Source organism: Achromobacter animicus (genome assembly GCF_040775605.1).
GTDB lineage: Bacteria > Pseudomonadota > Gammaproteobacteria > Burkholderiales > Burkholderiaceae_B > Achromobacter > Achromobacter animicus.
The window spans coordinates 2,933,615-2,950,342 of sequence record NZ_JAYGJK010000001.1 but is presented as its reverse complement, the minus strand read 5'-3'; the positions used below and the strand labels follow the sequence as shown (position 1 = coordinate 2,950,342).

Below are 16,728 nucleotides of genomic sequence, written 5' to 3'. Positions count from 1 at the left end.
CGTTATTCGGTGGGCGGCGGAAAGTGCCGCCGCAACACACGGGCCACGTTCGGTTCCAACGCTGCTTCGCGGGCGACAGCGGTCAATGCCGGACACATCGCGCTAAACCACGACGGGCCGGGACGCCAATGCGTCATGACCGTCACATACAGGTCCAGCGCTGAAAAACGCCGCCCCAGCATGTGCGGCGCGCCGGCCTGGCGTTCCAGCTCCTGCCACAGCTCGGCGCGGCGCGTGTGGACCCGTTCGCGCAGCAGGTCCACCGCATCGCCCGGCGTCGTCCACTGCGCGGGATCGTCGCCGTACGTGAACGTCGGGTAGACCGCCGCCACGACCCGCACCAGCAGGTTCAGAAAGCGCGCCCGTTCCGGCTTGTCCGGTGCGGGGGCAAGACCGGCCTGCGGCGCCAGGTCGTTCAGATGCAGGATCATCGCCGCGCTCTCGGTCATGACCTCGCCGTCGGGCAGGATCAGCGTGGGCACCTGCCCCAGCGGATTCAGATGCAGCAGCCGGTCCCGCTCGGGACCGGGCTTCAGGTACGGCACGTCCGTCAGGACGTGCGGCACATTGGCCAGCACCAGCGCCATCTCGACGATGGCGGAGCCGCACCCCGCGGACCCGATGAGCTCATAGGTCTTCATGACGGTCACCCTCCTGTTTCGGCCGGCGCCACCCGCAGCAGTTCGCCCGGGGAAGCGTCCGTCAACACATACACATAACCGTCCGGCCCCTGCCGCACGTCGCGGATCCGGCGCTTGCGGTCGACCAGCAGCCTTTCCTTCTCGACCACGTTTTTGCCGTCGACGGTCAGGCGGATCAGGTTCTGGTTGCCCAGCGCGCCAATGAAGAGCGAATTGCGCCAGGCCGGAAAACGGTCGGCGTCATAGAACGCCATGCCGCTGATGGCGGGCGACTTCGGCCACCAGTAGACCGGCGGCTCCATGCCCGGCAGCGTCTCGCCCTTGGCTTCCGGAATCTTCAGACCCGAATAGTTGATGCCGTAGGTCGCCAGCGGCCAGCCATAGTTCTTGCCCGGCTGCACCACGTTGATCTCGTCGCCGCCGCGCGGCCCGTGTTCGTTTTCCCAGAGCTCGCCGGTCCAGGGATTAAGCGCCATGCCTTGCGGATTGCGATGGCCGTACGACCAGATCTCGGGCCGCGCGCCCTGCTTGCCCACGAAGGGGTTGTCGTCAGGCAGCGCGCCGTCGGCCTTGAGCCGCACGACCTTGCCCTGCAGCTTGTCCAGGTCCTGCGCGGTTGGCCGCTGGTTGTTCTCGCCCAGCGCAATGTAGAGGTAACCCTTGCCGTCAAACACCAGGCGCGAGCCGAAATGCAGTCCGGACGACAGCTTGGGTTCCTGGCGGAAGATGACCTTGAAGTCTTCAAGTCCGCTGGCATCGTCGGCCAGCCGGCCGCGTCCCACGGCCGTGCCGCTCTTGTCGCCGTCCGACTCCGCATAGGACAGATACACGTAGCGGTCGGTCGCAAAGTTTGGCGACAGCGCCACGTCGAGGAGACCGCCCTGGCCGCGCGCGGCCACCTTGGGCACGCCGGTCAGCGGCTTGGACAACCCGCCGGGCGTACGCAACAGCCGCAGATTCCCGGGACGTTCGGTGATCAGGATGCCGCCGTCGGGCAGGAACGCCATGGACCAGGGATGATCCAGGCCGCCGACAACCGGCATCACGCGCGCAGGCGCCGAGGGCGGTTCCTGCGAGGCTTGCGCGATGGCGGGCGCAGCGGCGCAGGCCAGGGTCAAGGACAAGAGAAAGGGGATCGCGCGCGTGCTCGCGGCGGTGCGTGACTGCATGGACATCTCCGGCGGCGACAGATTGAAAAGCGGGCGCGGAAGGCATGACAGAGAGACGCGGGACCACTCGCGAATGGCATACCCGGTTGGCGTACCATAGCGCCCACGGACGGGAGCTCTCCCGTTCTTCCTTCCAGGAGTCTCCGACAGATGAAACTGTACTACATGCCCGGCGCGTGCTCGCTCGCTTCCCATATCGTGCTCGAATGGATCGGCAATCCGTATGAAACGCACAAGCTCAGCCGCGAGGCGCTCAAGGAGCCCGAGTTTCTGCGGATCAATCCGATGGGCGCCGTGCCGGCGCTGACCGATGGCGACTGGACCCTGACGCAGAACGTATCCATTCTGGAGTATCTGGCCGAACAGGCGCCCGAAAGCACGCTGCTGGGCGACGGCTCCGCACGTTCGCGCGCCGAAGTGCGCCGCTGGGTCGGCTTCATCAATTCCGACGTCCACAAGACGTTCTCGCTGCTGTTCGGCGCGCAGCGTTATTTGAAGGACGAAGGCGCGCAGAAGGAACTGGCCGCATCGGCCTCGGCGCTGCTGACCAAGCTGTTCGCGCAACTGGACACGCAACTGGCCGGCAAGCAATACCTGGCGGGTGCCGCGCCTTCGGTTGCCGATGCCTACCTGTACGTCGTGCTGCGCTGGGCGCACGCCAAGGAAGTGGACCTGACCGGCCTTTCCAACCTGTCCGCGTTCTTCGAGCGCATGCAGGCCAACGCCGGCGTCAAGGCCGCGCTGCAGGCCGAAGGGCTGTAAGGGTCTGCGCTGCCCCGCTGACGCCCGGAAGCCCTATTCCGGCGTCACCCCGGGCAGCGCCTCGCTCTCAAGGATCTTCTTGACGGCGGCCAGAAAGCGCCGCGCCAGCAGGGGTGGCGCACTCAGGTTGGAATGCGTCGCCCAGATCTCAACGCTGGCCTCGGGCGTAATCGGACGCAGCGCCATGTGCGCGGCCTGGTCCGGCGTGACGCACCAGGCATCCACCAGTGCCGGGCCCAAGCCCTGCTGCACGAAGGAACAGGCGGTCACGGGCGAATGCACCTCGATCGCCGCCGCGCAGTGCGGGCCTTCGCCAAAGAACGGCTGCAGCGCGCGTCCCAGCGGCGTATCGCGGGGATAGCCGATCCACGCCGCCGACGAAAAGTCCTCCGGCCGCACCGCGTCGTGGCTGGCAAGCGGATGCCCGGGCGGGAGCACGCACACCACCGGCACCCGCGCCAGCCGGACCGACGTCAGGTTCGGATGATCCGGCGGCTGCATGGAAATGCCGATGTCTGCCTGCCCCGACAGAAAATACGCCGCCAGTTCGTCGAACGTCACGCTGCGGTAATCGACGCGCGCGCCCGCATTGCGACCGCGAAACCGCTCCAGCGCCATGGGGATCAGGCGCTGCCCGAAACTGGCGCTTGCCACGATCTTCAGCATGCCCGCGCCGGACTGCCCCAGGCTGGCGGCCAGGTCGTTCACGCGCTGGATGCCGCCGTATACCTGCTCGACCTCGGCATACAGACGCCGCGCCTCCGCCGTGGGGGAAAGCCGGCTCTTGACGCGCTCGAACAGCCGATAGCCCAGACGGCTTTCCGTCAGGGCAAGCACCCGGCTCACAGCCGGCTGCGACACGTGCAGCATGCGCCCCGCCCCGCTGATCGAGCCGGCCATCATGATGGCGCGGAACACCTCGATTTGGCGCAGGTTCAGCGGCCGCCCGGCGCTCGGCCCGGCCTCGTCGGCATACGCATCGGCTTCCATTTCTTCCCCTTTTCCAATAACGAGGGATTATAGGTTTGAGACATTTTTCGATGACGCAGTGCCGCATGGCCGGGTGTAATCTGCCCGCTCCACAAAACAAAACCAGGGGAAATCCACCATGCGCAGCACGCTCCTTCGCAGTCTTTCCATGGCGGCGCTCAGCGTCGTCTTCGCCGGCGCCGCCTCGGCCGCCGGCTATCCCGACAAGCCCATCACTTTCGTGGTCCCGTCTGCCGCCGGCGGCTCGCCTGACGTGCTGTCGCGCCTGATCACCACGCAGATTGCCCGCGACACCGGCGCAACGATGGTCATCGAAAACCGCCCGGGCGCCGCCGGCAACATCGGCATCGCGCTCATCAAGCGCGCAGCGCCGGATGGCTACACGGTCGGCTACGGCAACATCAACACGCTCGCGGTGAACCGCTCGCTGTTCAAGCGCCTGCCTTACGACGTGGACAAGGACCTGACGCCCGTCGCGCACATGTTCGACCTGTACAACGCCCTGATCGTCCCGGCCGACTCGCCGGTCACCAGCGTGCAGGACCTGATCGACCGAGCCCGCAAGGAGCCGGGCCGCTTGTCGTACGGCGCGTCGGGCGTCGGCACCACCGGCCACATGGGCGGCGAACTCTTCAAGAGCATGGCCAAGCTGGACGTGATGTTCATCCCCTACAACGGCGGCCCCGCCGCCATCCAGGATCTGCTGGGCGGCCGCCTGGACTACCTGTTCGTCAATACCTCCGAGGCCGCGCCGCTGGTCAAGAGCGGCAAGGTCCGCGCCATCGGCGTCAGCAGCCTGAAGCGCCTGGCGCTGATGCCCGACGTGCCCACGCTGGACGAGTCCGGCCTGAAGGGTTACGAGACAGTCGCCTGGGGCGGCGTGGTGGCGCCCAAGGGCACGCCCGACGACGTGGTGGCCACGCTGAACGCCGCCATCCAGAAGGCGCTGCAAGCGCCGGAAGTGCGCCAGGGCCTGGCAACGCTGGGCGCCGAACCGGCCACCGGCTCCCCCGCCGACTTCAAGCAGCTGATCGATCGCGAGACCGCCAAGTGGCAGCAGATCATCGACAACGCCGGCATCGAAAAACTCGACTGAGCACGCTTCATGACGGCAGACACCTTGCAGGCTGACTTCATCGTCGCGGGCGCCACGCTCATCGACGGCTCGGGCGGGCCCGCCACCCAGGGCGACCTGGCCGTGCGCGGCGGACGCATCGTGGCGGTGGGCAGCTTTGCCCATCCCGCCGGCGTGCCGGTCATCGACGGCCGGGGCCAGGTCCTGGCGCCGGGCTTCATCGACTCGCACACCCACGACGACGGCTACCTGCTGGCGCATCCCGACATGCTGCCCAAGGTGTCGCAAGGCATCACCACGGTCGTCACCGGCAACTGCGGGATCAGCCTGGCGCCCCTGGCGCGCACGCAGATCCCGCAGCCGCTCGACCTGCTGGGTCCGCCGGCGCTGTTCCGCTTTGGCACCTTCCGCGCCTGGATGGACGCTCTGCGCGACATGCCGGCCGCGGTCAACGTGATTCCGCTGGTGGGCCACACCACCCTGCGCGTCGCCGTCATGGACGACACCTCGCGCGCGGCCAACGACGTGGAACGGGCCGCCATGCGCGACCTGATGCAGGAAGCGCTGGACGCCGGCGCGTTCGGCGTGTCGACCGGCACCTTCTATCCGCCGGCCAGCGCCGCGCCCACGGACGAGATCATCGACGTGTGCCAGCCGCTGCGCGGCCGCGCCGGCATCTACGCCACGCACCTGCGCGACGAGGCCGACCACATCGTGCCCGCCATGGAAGAGGCCCTGCTCATCGGCCGCGAAACCGATTCCCGCGTGGTGTTCTCGCATCACAAGCTGGCGGGCGAACGCAATCACGGCCGCACCCGCGAAACGCTGGACCTCATCAGCCGCGCCGCGGCCGCGCAGCCGGTCTGCCTGGACTGCCATCCCTATCCGGCCACCTCGACCATGCTGCGGCTGGACCGCGCGCGGCTGGCCAGCCGCACGATGATCACGTGGTCCACGGGGTACCCCGAGGCCACGGGCCGTGACTTCAGTGACGTCATGGCCGAACTTGGCCTGGACGACGAAGCCGCGGTCGCCCGGCTGGCCCCGGCCGGCGCCATCTATTTCCTGATGGACCCGGCGGACGTCAAACGCATCTTTGCCCATCCGCTGACCATGGTCGGCTCGGACGGCCTGCCCTTCGACCCGCATCCGCACCCCCGCCAATGGGGCACGTTCACCAACGTGTTGCGCACCATGGTGCGTGAACAGAACCTGCTGTCGCTCGAAGCCGCCATCCACAAGATGACCGGTTTGGCCGCGGCCCAGTACGGCGTCGCCGGGCGCGGCCTGCTCCGGGAGGGGTATCATGCTGACCTGGTGCTGTTCGATCCCGCCACCGTCACCGACGTGGCCACTTTTTCAGCGCCCATTCAGGCAAGCCGGGGCATCCACGCCGTGTGGGTCAACGGCAGGCAGGTCTGGGACGGGGAACGGACGGGCACCGAACGCCCGGGCCAGGTCCTGACACCCGGTGATGCATGAGCACGGAGTACTTAAAGTGAAGACGTTTTCCCAGGGCTGCTACCTGGGTGTATTGGGCGGAATGGGCCCCATGGCCGGCGCGGCCTTTGCCCTCCGCCTGGCGGCGCTGACGCCCGCCACGGTTGACCAGCAACACATCCCCACCCTGCTGCGCAACGATCCCCGTATTCCCGACCGTTCCAGCGCCTACATGGCCGGCGGCGAGAATCCCCTGCCCCACATGGTCGATGGCGTGCGCTTCCTGGAACAGGCCGGCGCCCAGCTTATCGCCATCCCGTGCAACACCGCCCACCTGTGGTTCGACGACATCGCCGCCTCCACGCGTCTGCCGGTGCTGCACATCATCGAAGCGGTCATCGAAGATCTGCGCCGCCTTGGCCTGCCCAGCGGCCGCATCGGCCTGATGGGTACCGCCGCCACGCTCAAGCTCGGCCTCTACCAGCGTCACCTCGAAGCCCAGGGCTACGAGTGCATCGTGCCTGACGACGACGAAGTCGAACGCTTCTGCATGGGCTCGATCCGCGCGGTCAAGGGCAACCAGCTCGAAGACGCCTTCGCGCCCGCCGCCGAATGCATCGCCCGCCTGAAGGCCCGCGGCGCCGACGCCGTGGTGCTGGGCTGCACGGAACTGCCTCTGGCCGTGCCGCACGCCCTGCGCCCCAGCCTCGGCGTGACCCTCACGGACTCCATCGACGCCCTCGCCCGCGCCGCCATCGCGCACTACCAGGCCGACCAGCCGGCCGAACGCATCGCCGCGTAAAAAAAAGGGCGCATCTTTCGATGCGCCCACTTCCTTCGCGGGGAAGAGGTCAACCGCCCAGGTACGCCTTGCGGACCTTGTCGTTGACCAGCAGGTTGGCACCGGTGTCCTGCAGGACCACGCGGCCGTTTTCCAGCACGTAACCGCGGTCCGCCACGCCCAGCGCCTTGTTGGCATTCTGCTCGACCAGGAACACGGTCACGCCCTGCTCCCGGATCTCGCGGATGATGTCGAAGATCTGGGCGATCACCAGCGGGGCCAGGCCCAGCGTCGGTTCGTCCAGCAGCAAGAGGCGCGGCCGGGTCATCAGCGCGCGGCCGATGGCCAGCATCTGCTGTTCGCCGCCCGACATCAGGCCCGCACGCTGGCTGGCGCGTTCCTTCAAGCGCGGGAACAGACCGTAGACGTGGTCAATCCCCGCCTCGATCTCGTCGCGCTTGGAAAAGAAGCCGCCCATCATCAGGTTCTCGGCGACCGTCAGGTCCTTGAACACGCGCCGCCCTTCAGGCGAAATGGCGATGCCACTGCGCATGATGTGGTGCGTGTCCTTGTTCGTGATGTCCTCGCCTTCGAACGTGATCTTGCCTTCGCGCGCCCGGGGGTTGCCGCAAACGGTCATCAGCAGCGTCGTCTTGCCCGCGCCGTTGGCGCCGATCAGCGTGACGATCTCGCCCTGGTTGACGTCCACCGACACGCCGTTCAACGCCTGGATGGCGCCATAGTACGTGTGTATGTTTTCCAGCTTCAGCATCATTCCTCCCCCAGGTACGCCTTGATGACGCGCTCGTCGTTGCGCACCTGCTCGGGGGTGCCGGTCGTGATGGGCTTGCCGTGTTCCATGACCAGAATGCGGTCCGAAATGCCCATGATCAGGCTCATGTCGTGCTCGATCAGCAGCACGGCCACGCCGAATTCGCGGCGAAGCTGGTCGATGAGCGATTGCAGATCGCGCTTTTCCTGAGGATTCAGGCCGGCCGCGGGCTCGTCCAGCATCAGCAGACGCGGCTTGGTGATCATGCAGCGCGCGATCTCCAGGCGCCGCTGGTGGCCGTAAGCCAGATTGCCGGCTTCGCGGTTGGCGAACTCGCGCAGGCCCATGAAATCCAACCATTGCGCCGCGCGCGACAGCGCCTCGGATTCGGACTGGCGGTAGCCGCGGGTCTTGAGCAGGCCGGGCAGCAGGCGCGATTCCACCTGCGTATGCTGCGCGACCAGCAGGTTTTCCAGCACCGTCAGCTGCTTGAACAGGCGCACGTTCTGGAACGTGCGCACCAGCCCATGGCGCGCCACCTTGTGGCTGGCAAGACCCGTGATGGGCTTGCCGTCCATGATGATTTCACCGGCGGTCGGCGCGTAGAAACCGCCCACGCAGTTGAACACGGTGGTCTTGCCCGCCCCGTTCGGGCCGATGATGGCAAAGACCTCGTCGGACATGACCTCGAAACCCACGCTGTCGACGGCCAGGAGGCCGCCGAACCGCATGGTGAGGCCGGAAACTTTCAGCAATGCCTCGCTCATTTAGCCAGCTCCACGTGGGGACGCTTCATGGGCAACAACCCCTGCGGACGCCACATCATCATCAATACCATCACCAGACCGAACATCAGCATCCGGTACTCGGCGAACTCGCGCGCCAGTTCGGGCAGCACGGTCAGCAGAATGGCAGCGAGGATCACACCGACTTGCGAACCCATGCCGCCCAGCACCACGATGGCCAGGATCAGCGCGGACTCGATGAACGTGAAGGACTCCGGATTCACCATGCCCTGGCGCGCTGCGAAGAACGCGCCGCCAAAGCCGGCGAACATGGCGCCCAGCGTGAACGCGGACAGCTTGATGCGGGTGGGATTCAGGCCCAGCGAACGGCAGGCGATCTCGTCTTCGCGCAGCGCCTCCCAGGCGCGGCCGACCGGCATGCGGATCAGGCGCGTGGACACGAACAGCGTCACCAGCGCAAGCAGCAGCGCCATCATGTACAGGTAGATCACCATGTCCTGGTTCTGGAACGTCAGCCCGAAGAACTCATGGAACGTGGTGCCGCCCTCGGTGCTGGGGCGGCGCGTCATTTCCAGGCCGAAGAACGTAGGCTTCGGAATTCCGGAAATGCCGTCCGGACCGCCGGTGACCTGGTTCAGGTTGATCAGCAGCAGGCGGATGATTTCACCGAAGCCCAGCGTCACGATGGCCAGGTAATCGCCGCGCAGCCGCAGCACCGGAAAGCCCAGCACGAATCCGAACAGCGCCGACATCGCGCCGGCAAACGGCAGCGCTTCCCAGAAGCTCCAGCCGCCCCAGTGATAGAGCAACGCGTAGGTATAGGCGCCGACGGCGTAAAAGCCCACGAAGCCCAGATCCAGCAGCCCGGCAAAGCCCACCACGATGTTCAGGCCCAGGCCCAGCATCACGTAGATCAGCACCAGCGTGGCGATGTCCACCGAACTGCGGCCCGCGAAGAACGGCCAGATCACCGCAATGGCAAGCAACAGCACCATCAGCGGCTTGTGGTTGCGGGCCGGCGCCGACGACAGCGTGGGCAGGCCGGTCTTGAGCTTCTTGAACGGAATGGCCAGCCACGGACGCAGCAGCTGGAACACGAACACCACCGCCGCGGCCAGCGCCACCAGCGACCAGTTCGACTCCATCGACGTGCGCGCACCCTGGCGGATGAGCTGCAGACCGAAGACCGGGGTGACGATGACCGCCGTCAGCACGGCCGCCATCGTGGCGTTTTTGAGATTGTTGGTCGACATCAGACTTTTTCCACCTCAGGTTTGCCCAGCAGCCCGGTGGGACGGAACAGCAGAATCAGGACCAGCAGCGAGAACGCCACGATGTCCTTGTACTGCGACGATATGTAGGCCGCCGCAAAGGTTTCCGCCAGGCCCAGCAGCACGCCGCCCAGCATGGCGCCGGGGATGCTGCCGATGCCGCCGAGCACCGCCGCCGTGAAGGCCTTGATGCCGGCCAGGAAGCCGATGAAGGGATTGAGTTTGCCGATGGTGATGGCGATCAGCACGCCGCCGACCGCCGCCAGGATCGCACCCATCACGAACGTGAACGAGATCACGCGGTTGGTGTCGATGCCCAGCAGGTTGGCCATGTGCATGTCCTGCGAGCAGGCGCGCGATGCGCGGCCCATGCGGGAATACTTGATGAACAGCGTCAGCGCGATCATCAGCACCACCGTCACCACGATGATCATCAGGCGCGAGTACGGCACCGTCACATCGAAGTCCGAGCCCATGTGGAACTGCATGGCGCCGGACACCAGCGAGGGCACGGCCATGTCGCGCGCGCCTTGGCCGAGGGCCACCCAGTTCTGCAGGAAGATCGACATACCGATGGCGGAGATCAGCGCCACCAGACGGGGGCTGCCGCGCACCGGCCGATACGCCACGCGTTCGACCGAGAAGCCGTAGATGCCGGTAACCGTGATGGCCACGAGCAGCATGGCCGCGATGATGAACGGGGTCGGCAATCCGCTGTTGGTGCCGATCGCCGTCAAGGTGACCAGGCCCACATAGGCGCCGATCATATAGATTTCGCCGTGGGCGAAATTGATCATCCCGATGATGCCGTAGACCATTGTGTAGCCGATGGCAATCAGCGCATAGATCGCTCCCAGGGACAATCCGTTGAAGAATTGCTGGGTAAGTTGGGGTATGAGGTCGGACATGATTCCATTGCTCCAAATAGTTCCGGCTCCGGTAGTGAGACCCGGAGCCGGAAACCTGGGCGTATTTTATAAGGGCCTGCCGGCGCCGCCTTGCCGGCCGCACAGCGCTTTTGGCGCATCGCTACGCGGATTTCGGCAAGACGGAGACAGCAGGCCCTACACGCCGGCAACACGCCGGCGGGATCGCGAGTTTACAGCTGGGTCTTCTTTCCGTCCTTGTCCCACTTATAGACGGCGAACTCAAAGTCCTTCAGATCGCCCTTGGCATCGTATTCGACCTTGCCGATGCCCGTATTGAACGTGGTCTTGTGCATGTAGTCGGCAACCTTGGCCGGATCTTCGCCGACAGCGTTGATGCTGTCCGCCAGGATCTGGACCGCGGCGTAGGCCGGCATCTGGAAGGCGCCGTCCGGATCGCGCTTGGCGTCCTTGAAGGCCTTGACGATGCTTTCGTTGCCCGGCAGCTTGGTGAAGTCGGCCGGCAGCGTGACCAGCAGGCCGTCGATGGCCGGACCGGCAATGGCCACCAGATCCTGGTTGGCCGTGCCTTCCGGACCCATGAACTGGACCTTCAGGCCCTGTTCACGCGCTTGGCGCAGCAGCAGGCCCAGCTCGGGGTGGTAGCCGCCGAAGTAGACCAGGTCCACGCCCGAAGACTTCAGCTTGGTGATGATGGCCGAGTAATCGCTGTCGCCGACGTTGATGCCTTCAAACAGCGCGACGTTGACCTTTTCCTTGGCCAGCGCGTCCTTGACCTGCGTGGCCACGCCCGAGCCGTAGGTCTGCTTGTCGTGCAGCACGGCAACCTTCTGCGGCTTCAAGGTCTTGGCGATGTAGCCGGCGGCGTACGGACCCTGCTGGTCGTCGCGGCCGATCGTGCGGAAGAAGAAGTGCGGCTTGATCGTGTCGGTGACCAGCGGCGACGTGGCGCCCGGGGTGATGCCGACGATGCCCTCTTCCTCGTAGACCTTCACGGCGGCGACCGTGACGCCCGAGCACGCATGGGCCACGGCGAACTTGGCGCCGGAGTTGACCACGCGGTTGGCGGCGGGCACGGCCTGCTTGGGTTCGCAGCCGTCGTCGATCAGGATCGGCTCGAGCTTCTTGCCCTTGACGCCGCCCTTGGCGTTGATGGTCTCGATGGCGGTCAGCGCGCCGGCCTGGATCTGGTCGCCGTATTGGGTGTTGGGACCGGTCATGGGCTGGGGAATGCCGATCTTGATCGTGTCGGCGGCGTGCGCGGCGCCAGCCAAGGCAAGTGCCCCAAGCGCCATGGCTACCGGGGTAAGGCGATTCAGAAACTTCATGCGGAGTTCTCCAGCGAGGTTTTGAGCGGCTCTGTCCAACACGGTTTATCGGGAGAGTACCCCTACGTCCGCATTGCCCGTCGCCGGCTTCTTGGGCAAAAACACGGTGTGGGCGGTATTCTGAAAGCAAGCCGTCATACTGTCACTGCGTGTAATCCCCAATATTTCACGCGGGGCTTTTATTCGTGACGGATAGGCCGCGTAGTGCCGTGAATTCGTTGGAGAAATCGCAATTCCAGCTGCGTTGTCTGCTGGCGCTTTTCCGGGATTTATGGTTGGGCGATTAATACCGAGTGGATTAATACGGTGTTTAAACTCGCATTTAAATACAGTGCTTACGCGGGACTTACTACATGCCGCGGAAAGGCCTCAGAAATAATGTCCGGCGCATTAATGAAAAACGCGCGCCCTGCTGAGATCAGCATCGGACGCGCGCATTCATTACGCCGCGAAGGCGGGTTGAAGTTCGGCTAGGCGTTTGCAGGCTTTGCCAGATTCCACATCAAGGCACGGAATGGCGCCAGCATGCTGATATTGACGACCAGCTTGATCGCCAGATCGCCCAGCATCCATGTGACCCACGGCGCCCCGGTAGCGGCGAATGCCACGCTGAAGAACACCGCCGTATCCAATATGGCGCCCAGCACGCCCGACGCCAGCGGCGCGCGCCACCAGCGCTGGTCGCGCAGGCGATCGAACACCTGGATGTCGACGAGCTGCGCACATATATAAGCCAGCCCCGACGCCAACGCGATTCGCGGCGACGCCACCCAGACCGACACCGCCAGTGCGGCGGCAAAGCCAAACCACACCACGCGCCGGGCGGCGGCCGGGCCGAATCGCCGATTGAGAACATCGGTGACCAGGAAAGCCACCGGATACGACAGCCCGCCCCATGTCAGCCAGTCATTGAGCGGCACCTGGACCAGGATATTGGAACCCACCACGACGGCCAGCATGCATAGCACCGAAATGCCGAACTGCAGGCGCGTCATGGCGGGAAAGCGCACGGCGGACGGTTTCATTTGCGGCCCGCCTCGGCCGCGCCGCGCGCCCGTCCGGCGCTCGCCATGCGCGTCATCGGCCCGTCAATGCGCGACGAATGACGTCTCCAACCCACAACACCTTGCATGTTCCGTGTCGCGCCGGCGAACAGCCCGCCAGCATACGCGCGCGGGGCGCCACAAACCCGCACACCGGCCGTGTCACGGCCTTGCCCGGCACCGCGCGCTTGCTCGTTTATGTCAATGACATGAACGTCCCGCACGGCGCATACTTTGGCAGCCGCGCGCGAGGCCGTCGCAGGCGGCCGTCTGCCCGCGCCGGTGAACGCAATCGAAAGTTCGTTTTCCATAGGCGGCGATTGTAAACGGTCGGCTCCCTGCGGATAGTGCGGCGAAATGTTCGTTCGCGCCTGAAACGCGCAATTTGACAGGCGCAGGGAGTGATGTGAAAGTCACGGTTTTGTCACAAACAATTCATAAGGTGTCGTGTTTCATGCGGCCGGACAACCCGTTCGCAACACGCCCAACTGGAGAACCCTTTATGCGATCCCATCGTATTGCACTGACCTTTGCCGCCATCATGACGGCTTTCGCCGGCGCTTCCGCGCAAGCAGCCACCGAGATCCAGTTCTGGCATTCGATGGAAGGCGCCCTGGGCGACCGCGTCAACGGCCTGGTCGAGGAATTCAACAAGCAGAACCCCGACTACCAGGTCAAGGCCATCTACAAGGGCAACTACGGTGAATCCATGAACGCCGGCATCGCCGCGTTCCGCGCCGGCAACGCGCCGGACATCCTGCAGGTCTTCGAAGTCGGCACCGCCACCATGATGTACGCCAAGGGCGCCATCAAGCCGGTGCAACAGATGTCCGAAGAAGCCGGCAACCCGATCGATCCCAAGGAATTCATCGGCGCCGTGGCCGGCTACTACTCGTCGGCCGACGGCAAACTGGTGTCGATGCCGTTCAACAGCTCGACCGTCGTCTTCTACTACAACAAGGACGCCTTCAAGAAGGCTGGCCTGGACGCCGACAATCCCCCCAAGACCTGGGAAGAACTGGCCGCCGCCGGCCAGAAGCTGAAGGCCGCTGGCCAGGAATGCGGCTACACCACGTCGTGGCCGTCGTGGACCCAGCTCGAGACCTTCTCGGCCTGGCACAACGTGCCGTACGCCACCAAGGACAACGGTTTCGGCGGCCTGGATGCGCGCATCGCCATCAACACCCCGCTGCACGTGCGTCACCTGGAAAACCTGGCCAAGCTCGGCAAGGAAGGCATCTTCATGTACGGCGGCCGCGGCGACGAGCCGAACTCGCTGTTCATCAGCGGCAAGTGCGCCATGATCACCGGTTCGTCCGGCCTGCGCGCCAACATCGCCAAGAACGCCAAGTTCGAATTCGGCACCTCGACGCTGCCCTACTACGCCGACGTGCAAGGCGCGCCGCAGAACACCATCATCGGCGGCGCCTCGCTGTGGGTCTTTGCCAACAAGAAGCCCGAAACCTACAAGGGCGTGACCGCGTTCTTCAAGTTCCTGGCCAGCCCCGAAATCGCCGCCCGCTGGCACCAGCAGACCGGCTACGTGCCCGTCACCAAGGCCGCCTACGAGCTGACCAAGAAGGAAGGCTTCTACGACAAGAACCCGGGCACCGAAGTCGGCGTCAAGCAATTGAACGTCGAAACCACCGCCCAATCGCGCGGCCTGCGTCTTGGCTTCCTGCCCCAGATCCGCGAAATCGAGGATGCTGAAATCGAACGCATCGTCTCGGGCAAGGTTGCTCCCAAGGACGGCGCCGAGAACATCGTCAAGCGCGGCAACGAGCTGCTGGAAAAGTTCGAGAAGAGTGTAAAGTAACGCCCTTTCGCGCGACTTGACCGCCGCCTTGTCAATCGGCATTTTCCATGTTGCGACAAGGACATACGAGGCTTAAAGCCCTGGTTTTTCAGGGGCTTTAAGCCTATCGTGCTTTTTATGAGTGCCGGTGCTTTCGGGCTCCGGGCGCCACGCGCGACACGCGCGCTGGCGGTTTCAGGCGGCGGTTATTTCAACCGCCGCTTTTCTGTACCTTGGGTTCCCCCTATGGAAAAACGCGTTGTATTCGGGCACAAGACCTTGCCCTATCTGCTGCTCCTGCCGCAGCTGATCATTACCGTGGTGTTCTTCTTCCTGCCCGCCGGACAAGCCATGTGGCAGTCCATGCGCCTTGAAGATCCCTTCGGCCTGTCCTCGCAGTTCGTCGGCCTGGACAACTTCATGGAACTGTTCTCGCAACAGAGCTACCTGGATTCCTTCCGCGTCACCGCCGTTTTCTCGGTGCTGGTGGCCGGCGTTGGCCTTGGCGTGTCGCTGGTGCTGGCCGTGATGGCCGACCGCGTGATCCGCGGCGCCGGGCTCTACAAGACCCTGCTCATCTGGCCGTATGCCGTGGCGCCCGCCGTCGTCGGCGTGCTGTGGCTGTTCCTGTTCTCGCCGTCGGTCGGCATCCTGGCCGTAGCCCTGCGCAAATCGGGCGTGGACTGGAATCCCCGCCTGGACGGCAACCAGGCGATGACCCTGGTGATCATCGCGGCCGTCTGGAAGCAGGTGTCGTACAACTTCCTGTTCTTCCTGGCCGGCCTGCAATCGATCCCGCGCTCGCTCATCGAAGCCGCCGCGATCGACGGCGCCAGCCCCGCGCGCCGCTTCTGGACCATCGTCTTCCCGCTGCTGTCGCCCACCACGTTCTTCCTGCTGGTGGTCAACATCATCTACGCCTTCTTCGACACGTTTGCCGTGATCGACACGACGACGCAAGGCGGCCCGGGCACGGCGACCTCGATCCTGGTCTACAAGGTGTACAGCGACGGCTTCCGCGGTCTGGACCTCGGTTCGTCCGCCGCCCAGTCCGTCGTCCTGATGTTCATTGTGGTTGCCTTGACGGTCGTACAGTTCCGGTACGTCGACCGCAAAGTGCAGTATTGATTTTGTCCGAGGCTGATAACAATGGTTGAACGCCGTCCCTGGCTGGATATTCTGGCCCACGTCATTCTGCTTTGCGGCGTGGCGATGGTGGCATTTCCGCTCTACGTCACTTTCGTCGCGTCCACCCAGACCGCGCAGGAAGTTGCTCAGGCGCCGATGTCCCTGATTCCCGGTCCGCATTTCGTGGACAACTACATGCAGGCGCTTTTTGGCGGTTCGTCAGGCGGCTCGTCGGGCGCGCCCGTCGGCCGCATGATGTACGTGAGCCTGATCATGGCGCTGGCGATCTCGATCGGCAAGATCGCGATCTCGCTGCTGTCGGCTTTTGCGGTCGTGTACTTCCGCTTTCCGGGCCGCATGTTCTTTTTCTGGATGATCTTCGTCACGCTCATGCTGCCGGTCGAAGTCCGCATCGCGCCCACCTACAAGGTCGTGGCCGATCTGGGCCTGCTCAACAGCTACGCGGGCCTCACCCTGCCGCTGATCGCGTCCGCCACGGCCACGTTCCTGTTCCGCCAGTTCTTCCTGACGGTGCCGGACGAGCTGATCGAGGCTGCGCGTATCGACGGCGCCGGTCCCGTGCGCTTCTTCTTTGACGTGCTGCTGCCCTTGTCCAAAACCAGCATCGCCGCGCTGTTCGTGATTCAGTTCATCTACGGCTGGAACCAATATCTGTGGCCCCTGCTGGTCACCACGCAGGAAGACATGTACCCCGTCGTCATCGGCATCAAGCGGATGATCAGCGGCGGCGACAGCGTGACCGAATGGAACATCACCATGGCCACGGCCATGCTCGCGATGATCCCGCCGGCGCTGGTCGTCATCCTGATGCAGAAATGGTTCGTCAAGGGTCTGGTCGACACTGAGAAGTGATCGCTCCCATCCCTCGCCTACCGAAAA

At 64.8% G+C, this 16,728-nt stretch carries 16 protein-coding genes; 7 read left to right on the top strand and 9 right to left on the bottom strand.

Annotation, left to right across the window (positions count from 1 at the left end; translation table 11 throughout):
• Positions 1-2: 2 nt before the first annotated feature.
• Both AB3147_RS13365 and AB3147_RS13360 read right to left on the bottom strand, forming a co-directional pair.
• A complete protein-coding gene (locus AB3147_RS13365) occupies positions 3-641 on the bottom strand; it encodes a glutathione S-transferase family protein (protein WP_175121618.1) in 639 nt (212 codons plus the stop codon).
• Between the two features lie 5 nt (positions 642-646).
• The gene (locus AB3147_RS13360) at positions 647-1,810 is read right to left on the bottom strand and encodes a PQQ-dependent sugar dehydrogenase (RefSeq protein ID WP_175121619.1); all 1,164 of its coding nucleotides are present in this window, start codon (positions 1,808-1,810) and stop codon (positions 647-649) included.
• Positions 1,811-1,960: 150 nt separating this feature from the next.
• Here AB3147_RS13360 and AB3147_RS13355 point away from each other — a divergent pair, with 150 nt between their 5' ends.
• Positions 1,961-2,572, top strand: a complete 612-nt coding sequence (locus AB3147_RS13355) for a glutathione binding-like protein (protein WP_367352118.1) — start codon at positions 1,961-1,963, stop codon at positions 2,570-2,572.
• A 33-nt stretch (positions 2,573-2,605) separates the two neighbouring features.
• On the opposite strand, the gene AB3147_RS13350 is transcribed toward AB3147_RS13355, so the two are convergent.
• Positions 2,606-3,562 carry a LysR family transcriptional regulator gene (locus tag AB3147_RS13350; protein ID WP_191578701.1) on the bottom strand — a complete coding sequence of 319 codons (957 nt, stop codon included), beginning with the start codon at positions 3,560-3,562 and terminating at the stop codon, positions 2,606-2,608.
• Positions 3,563-3,680: 118 nt separating this feature from the next.
• Here AB3147_RS13350 and AB3147_RS13345 point away from each other — a divergent pair, with 118 nt between their 5' ends.
• From AB3147_RS13345 to AB3147_RS13335, 3 genes are read left to right on the top strand one after another with little or no spacing between them, the layout of a single operon-like run.
• Positions 3,681-4,658: a Bug family tripartite tricarboxylate transporter substrate binding protein gene (locus tag AB3147_RS13345; RefSeq protein ID WP_218343732.1), complete on the top strand. Its 978-nt coding sequence runs from the start codon at positions 3,681-3,683 to the stop codon at positions 4,656-4,658.
• A 9-nt stretch (positions 4,659-4,667) separates the two neighbouring features.
• A complete protein-coding gene (locus AB3147_RS13340) occupies positions 4,668-6,119 on the top strand; it encodes an N-acyl-D-amino-acid deacylase family protein (RefSeq protein ID WP_367352117.1) in 1,452 nt (483 codons plus the stop codon).
• Between the two features lie 16 nt (positions 6,120-6,135).
• Complete coding sequence (locus AB3147_RS13335) at positions 6,136-6,879, top strand: cysteate racemase (protein WP_175121624.1); 744 nt, start codon at positions 6,136-6,138, stop codon at positions 6,877-6,879.
• Positions 6,880-6,928: 49 nt separating this feature from the next.
• On the opposite strand, the gene AB3147_RS13330 is transcribed toward AB3147_RS13335, so the two are convergent.
• The 6 genes from AB3147_RS13330 to AB3147_RS13305 form a co-directional block, all read right to left on the bottom strand.
• A complete protein-coding gene (locus tag AB3147_RS13330; protein WP_175122001.1) occupies positions 6,929-7,630 on the bottom strand; it encodes an ABC transporter ATP-binding protein in 702 nt (233 codons plus the stop codon).
• A complete protein-coding gene (livG, locus tag AB3147_RS13325) occupies positions 7,630-8,397 on the bottom strand; it encodes a high-affinity branched-chain amino acid ABC transporter ATP-binding protein LivG (protein ID WP_175121625.1) in 768 nt (255 codons plus the stop codon). The genes AB3147_RS13330 and livG overlap by 1 nt, the downstream gene beginning before the upstream one ends.
• A complete protein-coding gene (locus AB3147_RS13320; protein ID WP_175121626.1) occupies positions 8,394-9,629 on the bottom strand; it encodes a high-affinity branched-chain amino acid ABC transporter permease LivM in 1,236 nt (411 codons plus the stop codon). The genes livG and AB3147_RS13320 overlap by 4 nt, the downstream gene beginning before the upstream one ends.
• Positions 9,629-10,555 carry a high-affinity branched-chain amino acid ABC transporter permease LivH gene (gene livH / locus AB3147_RS13315; protein ID WP_175121627.1) on the bottom strand — a complete coding sequence of 309 codons (927 nt, stop codon included), beginning with the start codon at positions 10,553-10,555 and terminating at the stop codon, positions 9,629-9,631. Before livH ends, AB3147_RS13320 begins: the two co-directional genes overlap by 1 nt.
• Before the next feature lie 191 nt (positions 10,556-10,746).
• The gene (locus AB3147_RS13310; protein WP_105238831.1) at positions 10,747-11,862 is read right to left on the bottom strand and encodes a high-affinity branched-chain amino acid ABC transporter substrate-binding protein; all 1,116 of its coding nucleotides are present in this window, start codon (positions 11,860-11,862) and stop codon (positions 10,747-10,749) included.
• Between the two features lie 470 nt (positions 11,863-12,332).
• Positions 12,333-12,887, bottom strand: a complete 555-nt coding sequence (locus AB3147_RS13305) for a queuosine precursor transporter (RefSeq protein WP_175121628.1) — start codon at positions 12,885-12,887, stop codon at positions 12,333-12,335.
• A 520-nt stretch (positions 12,888-13,407) separates the two neighbouring features.
• Here AB3147_RS13305 and ugpB point away from each other — a divergent pair.
• The 3 genes from ugpB (at position 13,408) to ugpE (ending at position 16,701) form a co-directional block, all read left to right on the top strand.
• Positions 13,408-14,721: a sn-glycerol-3-phosphate ABC transporter substrate-binding protein UgpB gene (gene ugpB / locus AB3147_RS13300; protein ID WP_175121629.1), complete on the top strand. Its 1,314-nt coding sequence runs from the start codon at positions 13,408-13,410 to the stop codon at positions 14,719-14,721.
• A gap of 225 nt (positions 14,722-14,946) precedes the next feature.
• Positions 14,947-15,828 carry a sn-glycerol-3-phosphate ABC transporter permease UgpA gene (gene ugpA / locus AB3147_RS13295; protein ID WP_175121630.1) on the top strand — a complete coding sequence of 294 codons (882 nt, stop codon included), beginning with the start codon at positions 14,947-14,949 and terminating at the stop codon, positions 15,826-15,828.
• 21 nt (positions 15,829-15,849) lie between these two features.
• A complete protein-coding gene (gene ugpE, locus AB3147_RS13290; RefSeq protein ID WP_175121631.1) occupies positions 15,850-16,701 on the top strand; it encodes a sn-glycerol-3-phosphate ABC transporter permease UgpE in 852 nt (283 codons plus the stop codon).
• Positions 16,702-16,728 lie beyond the last annotated feature (27 nt).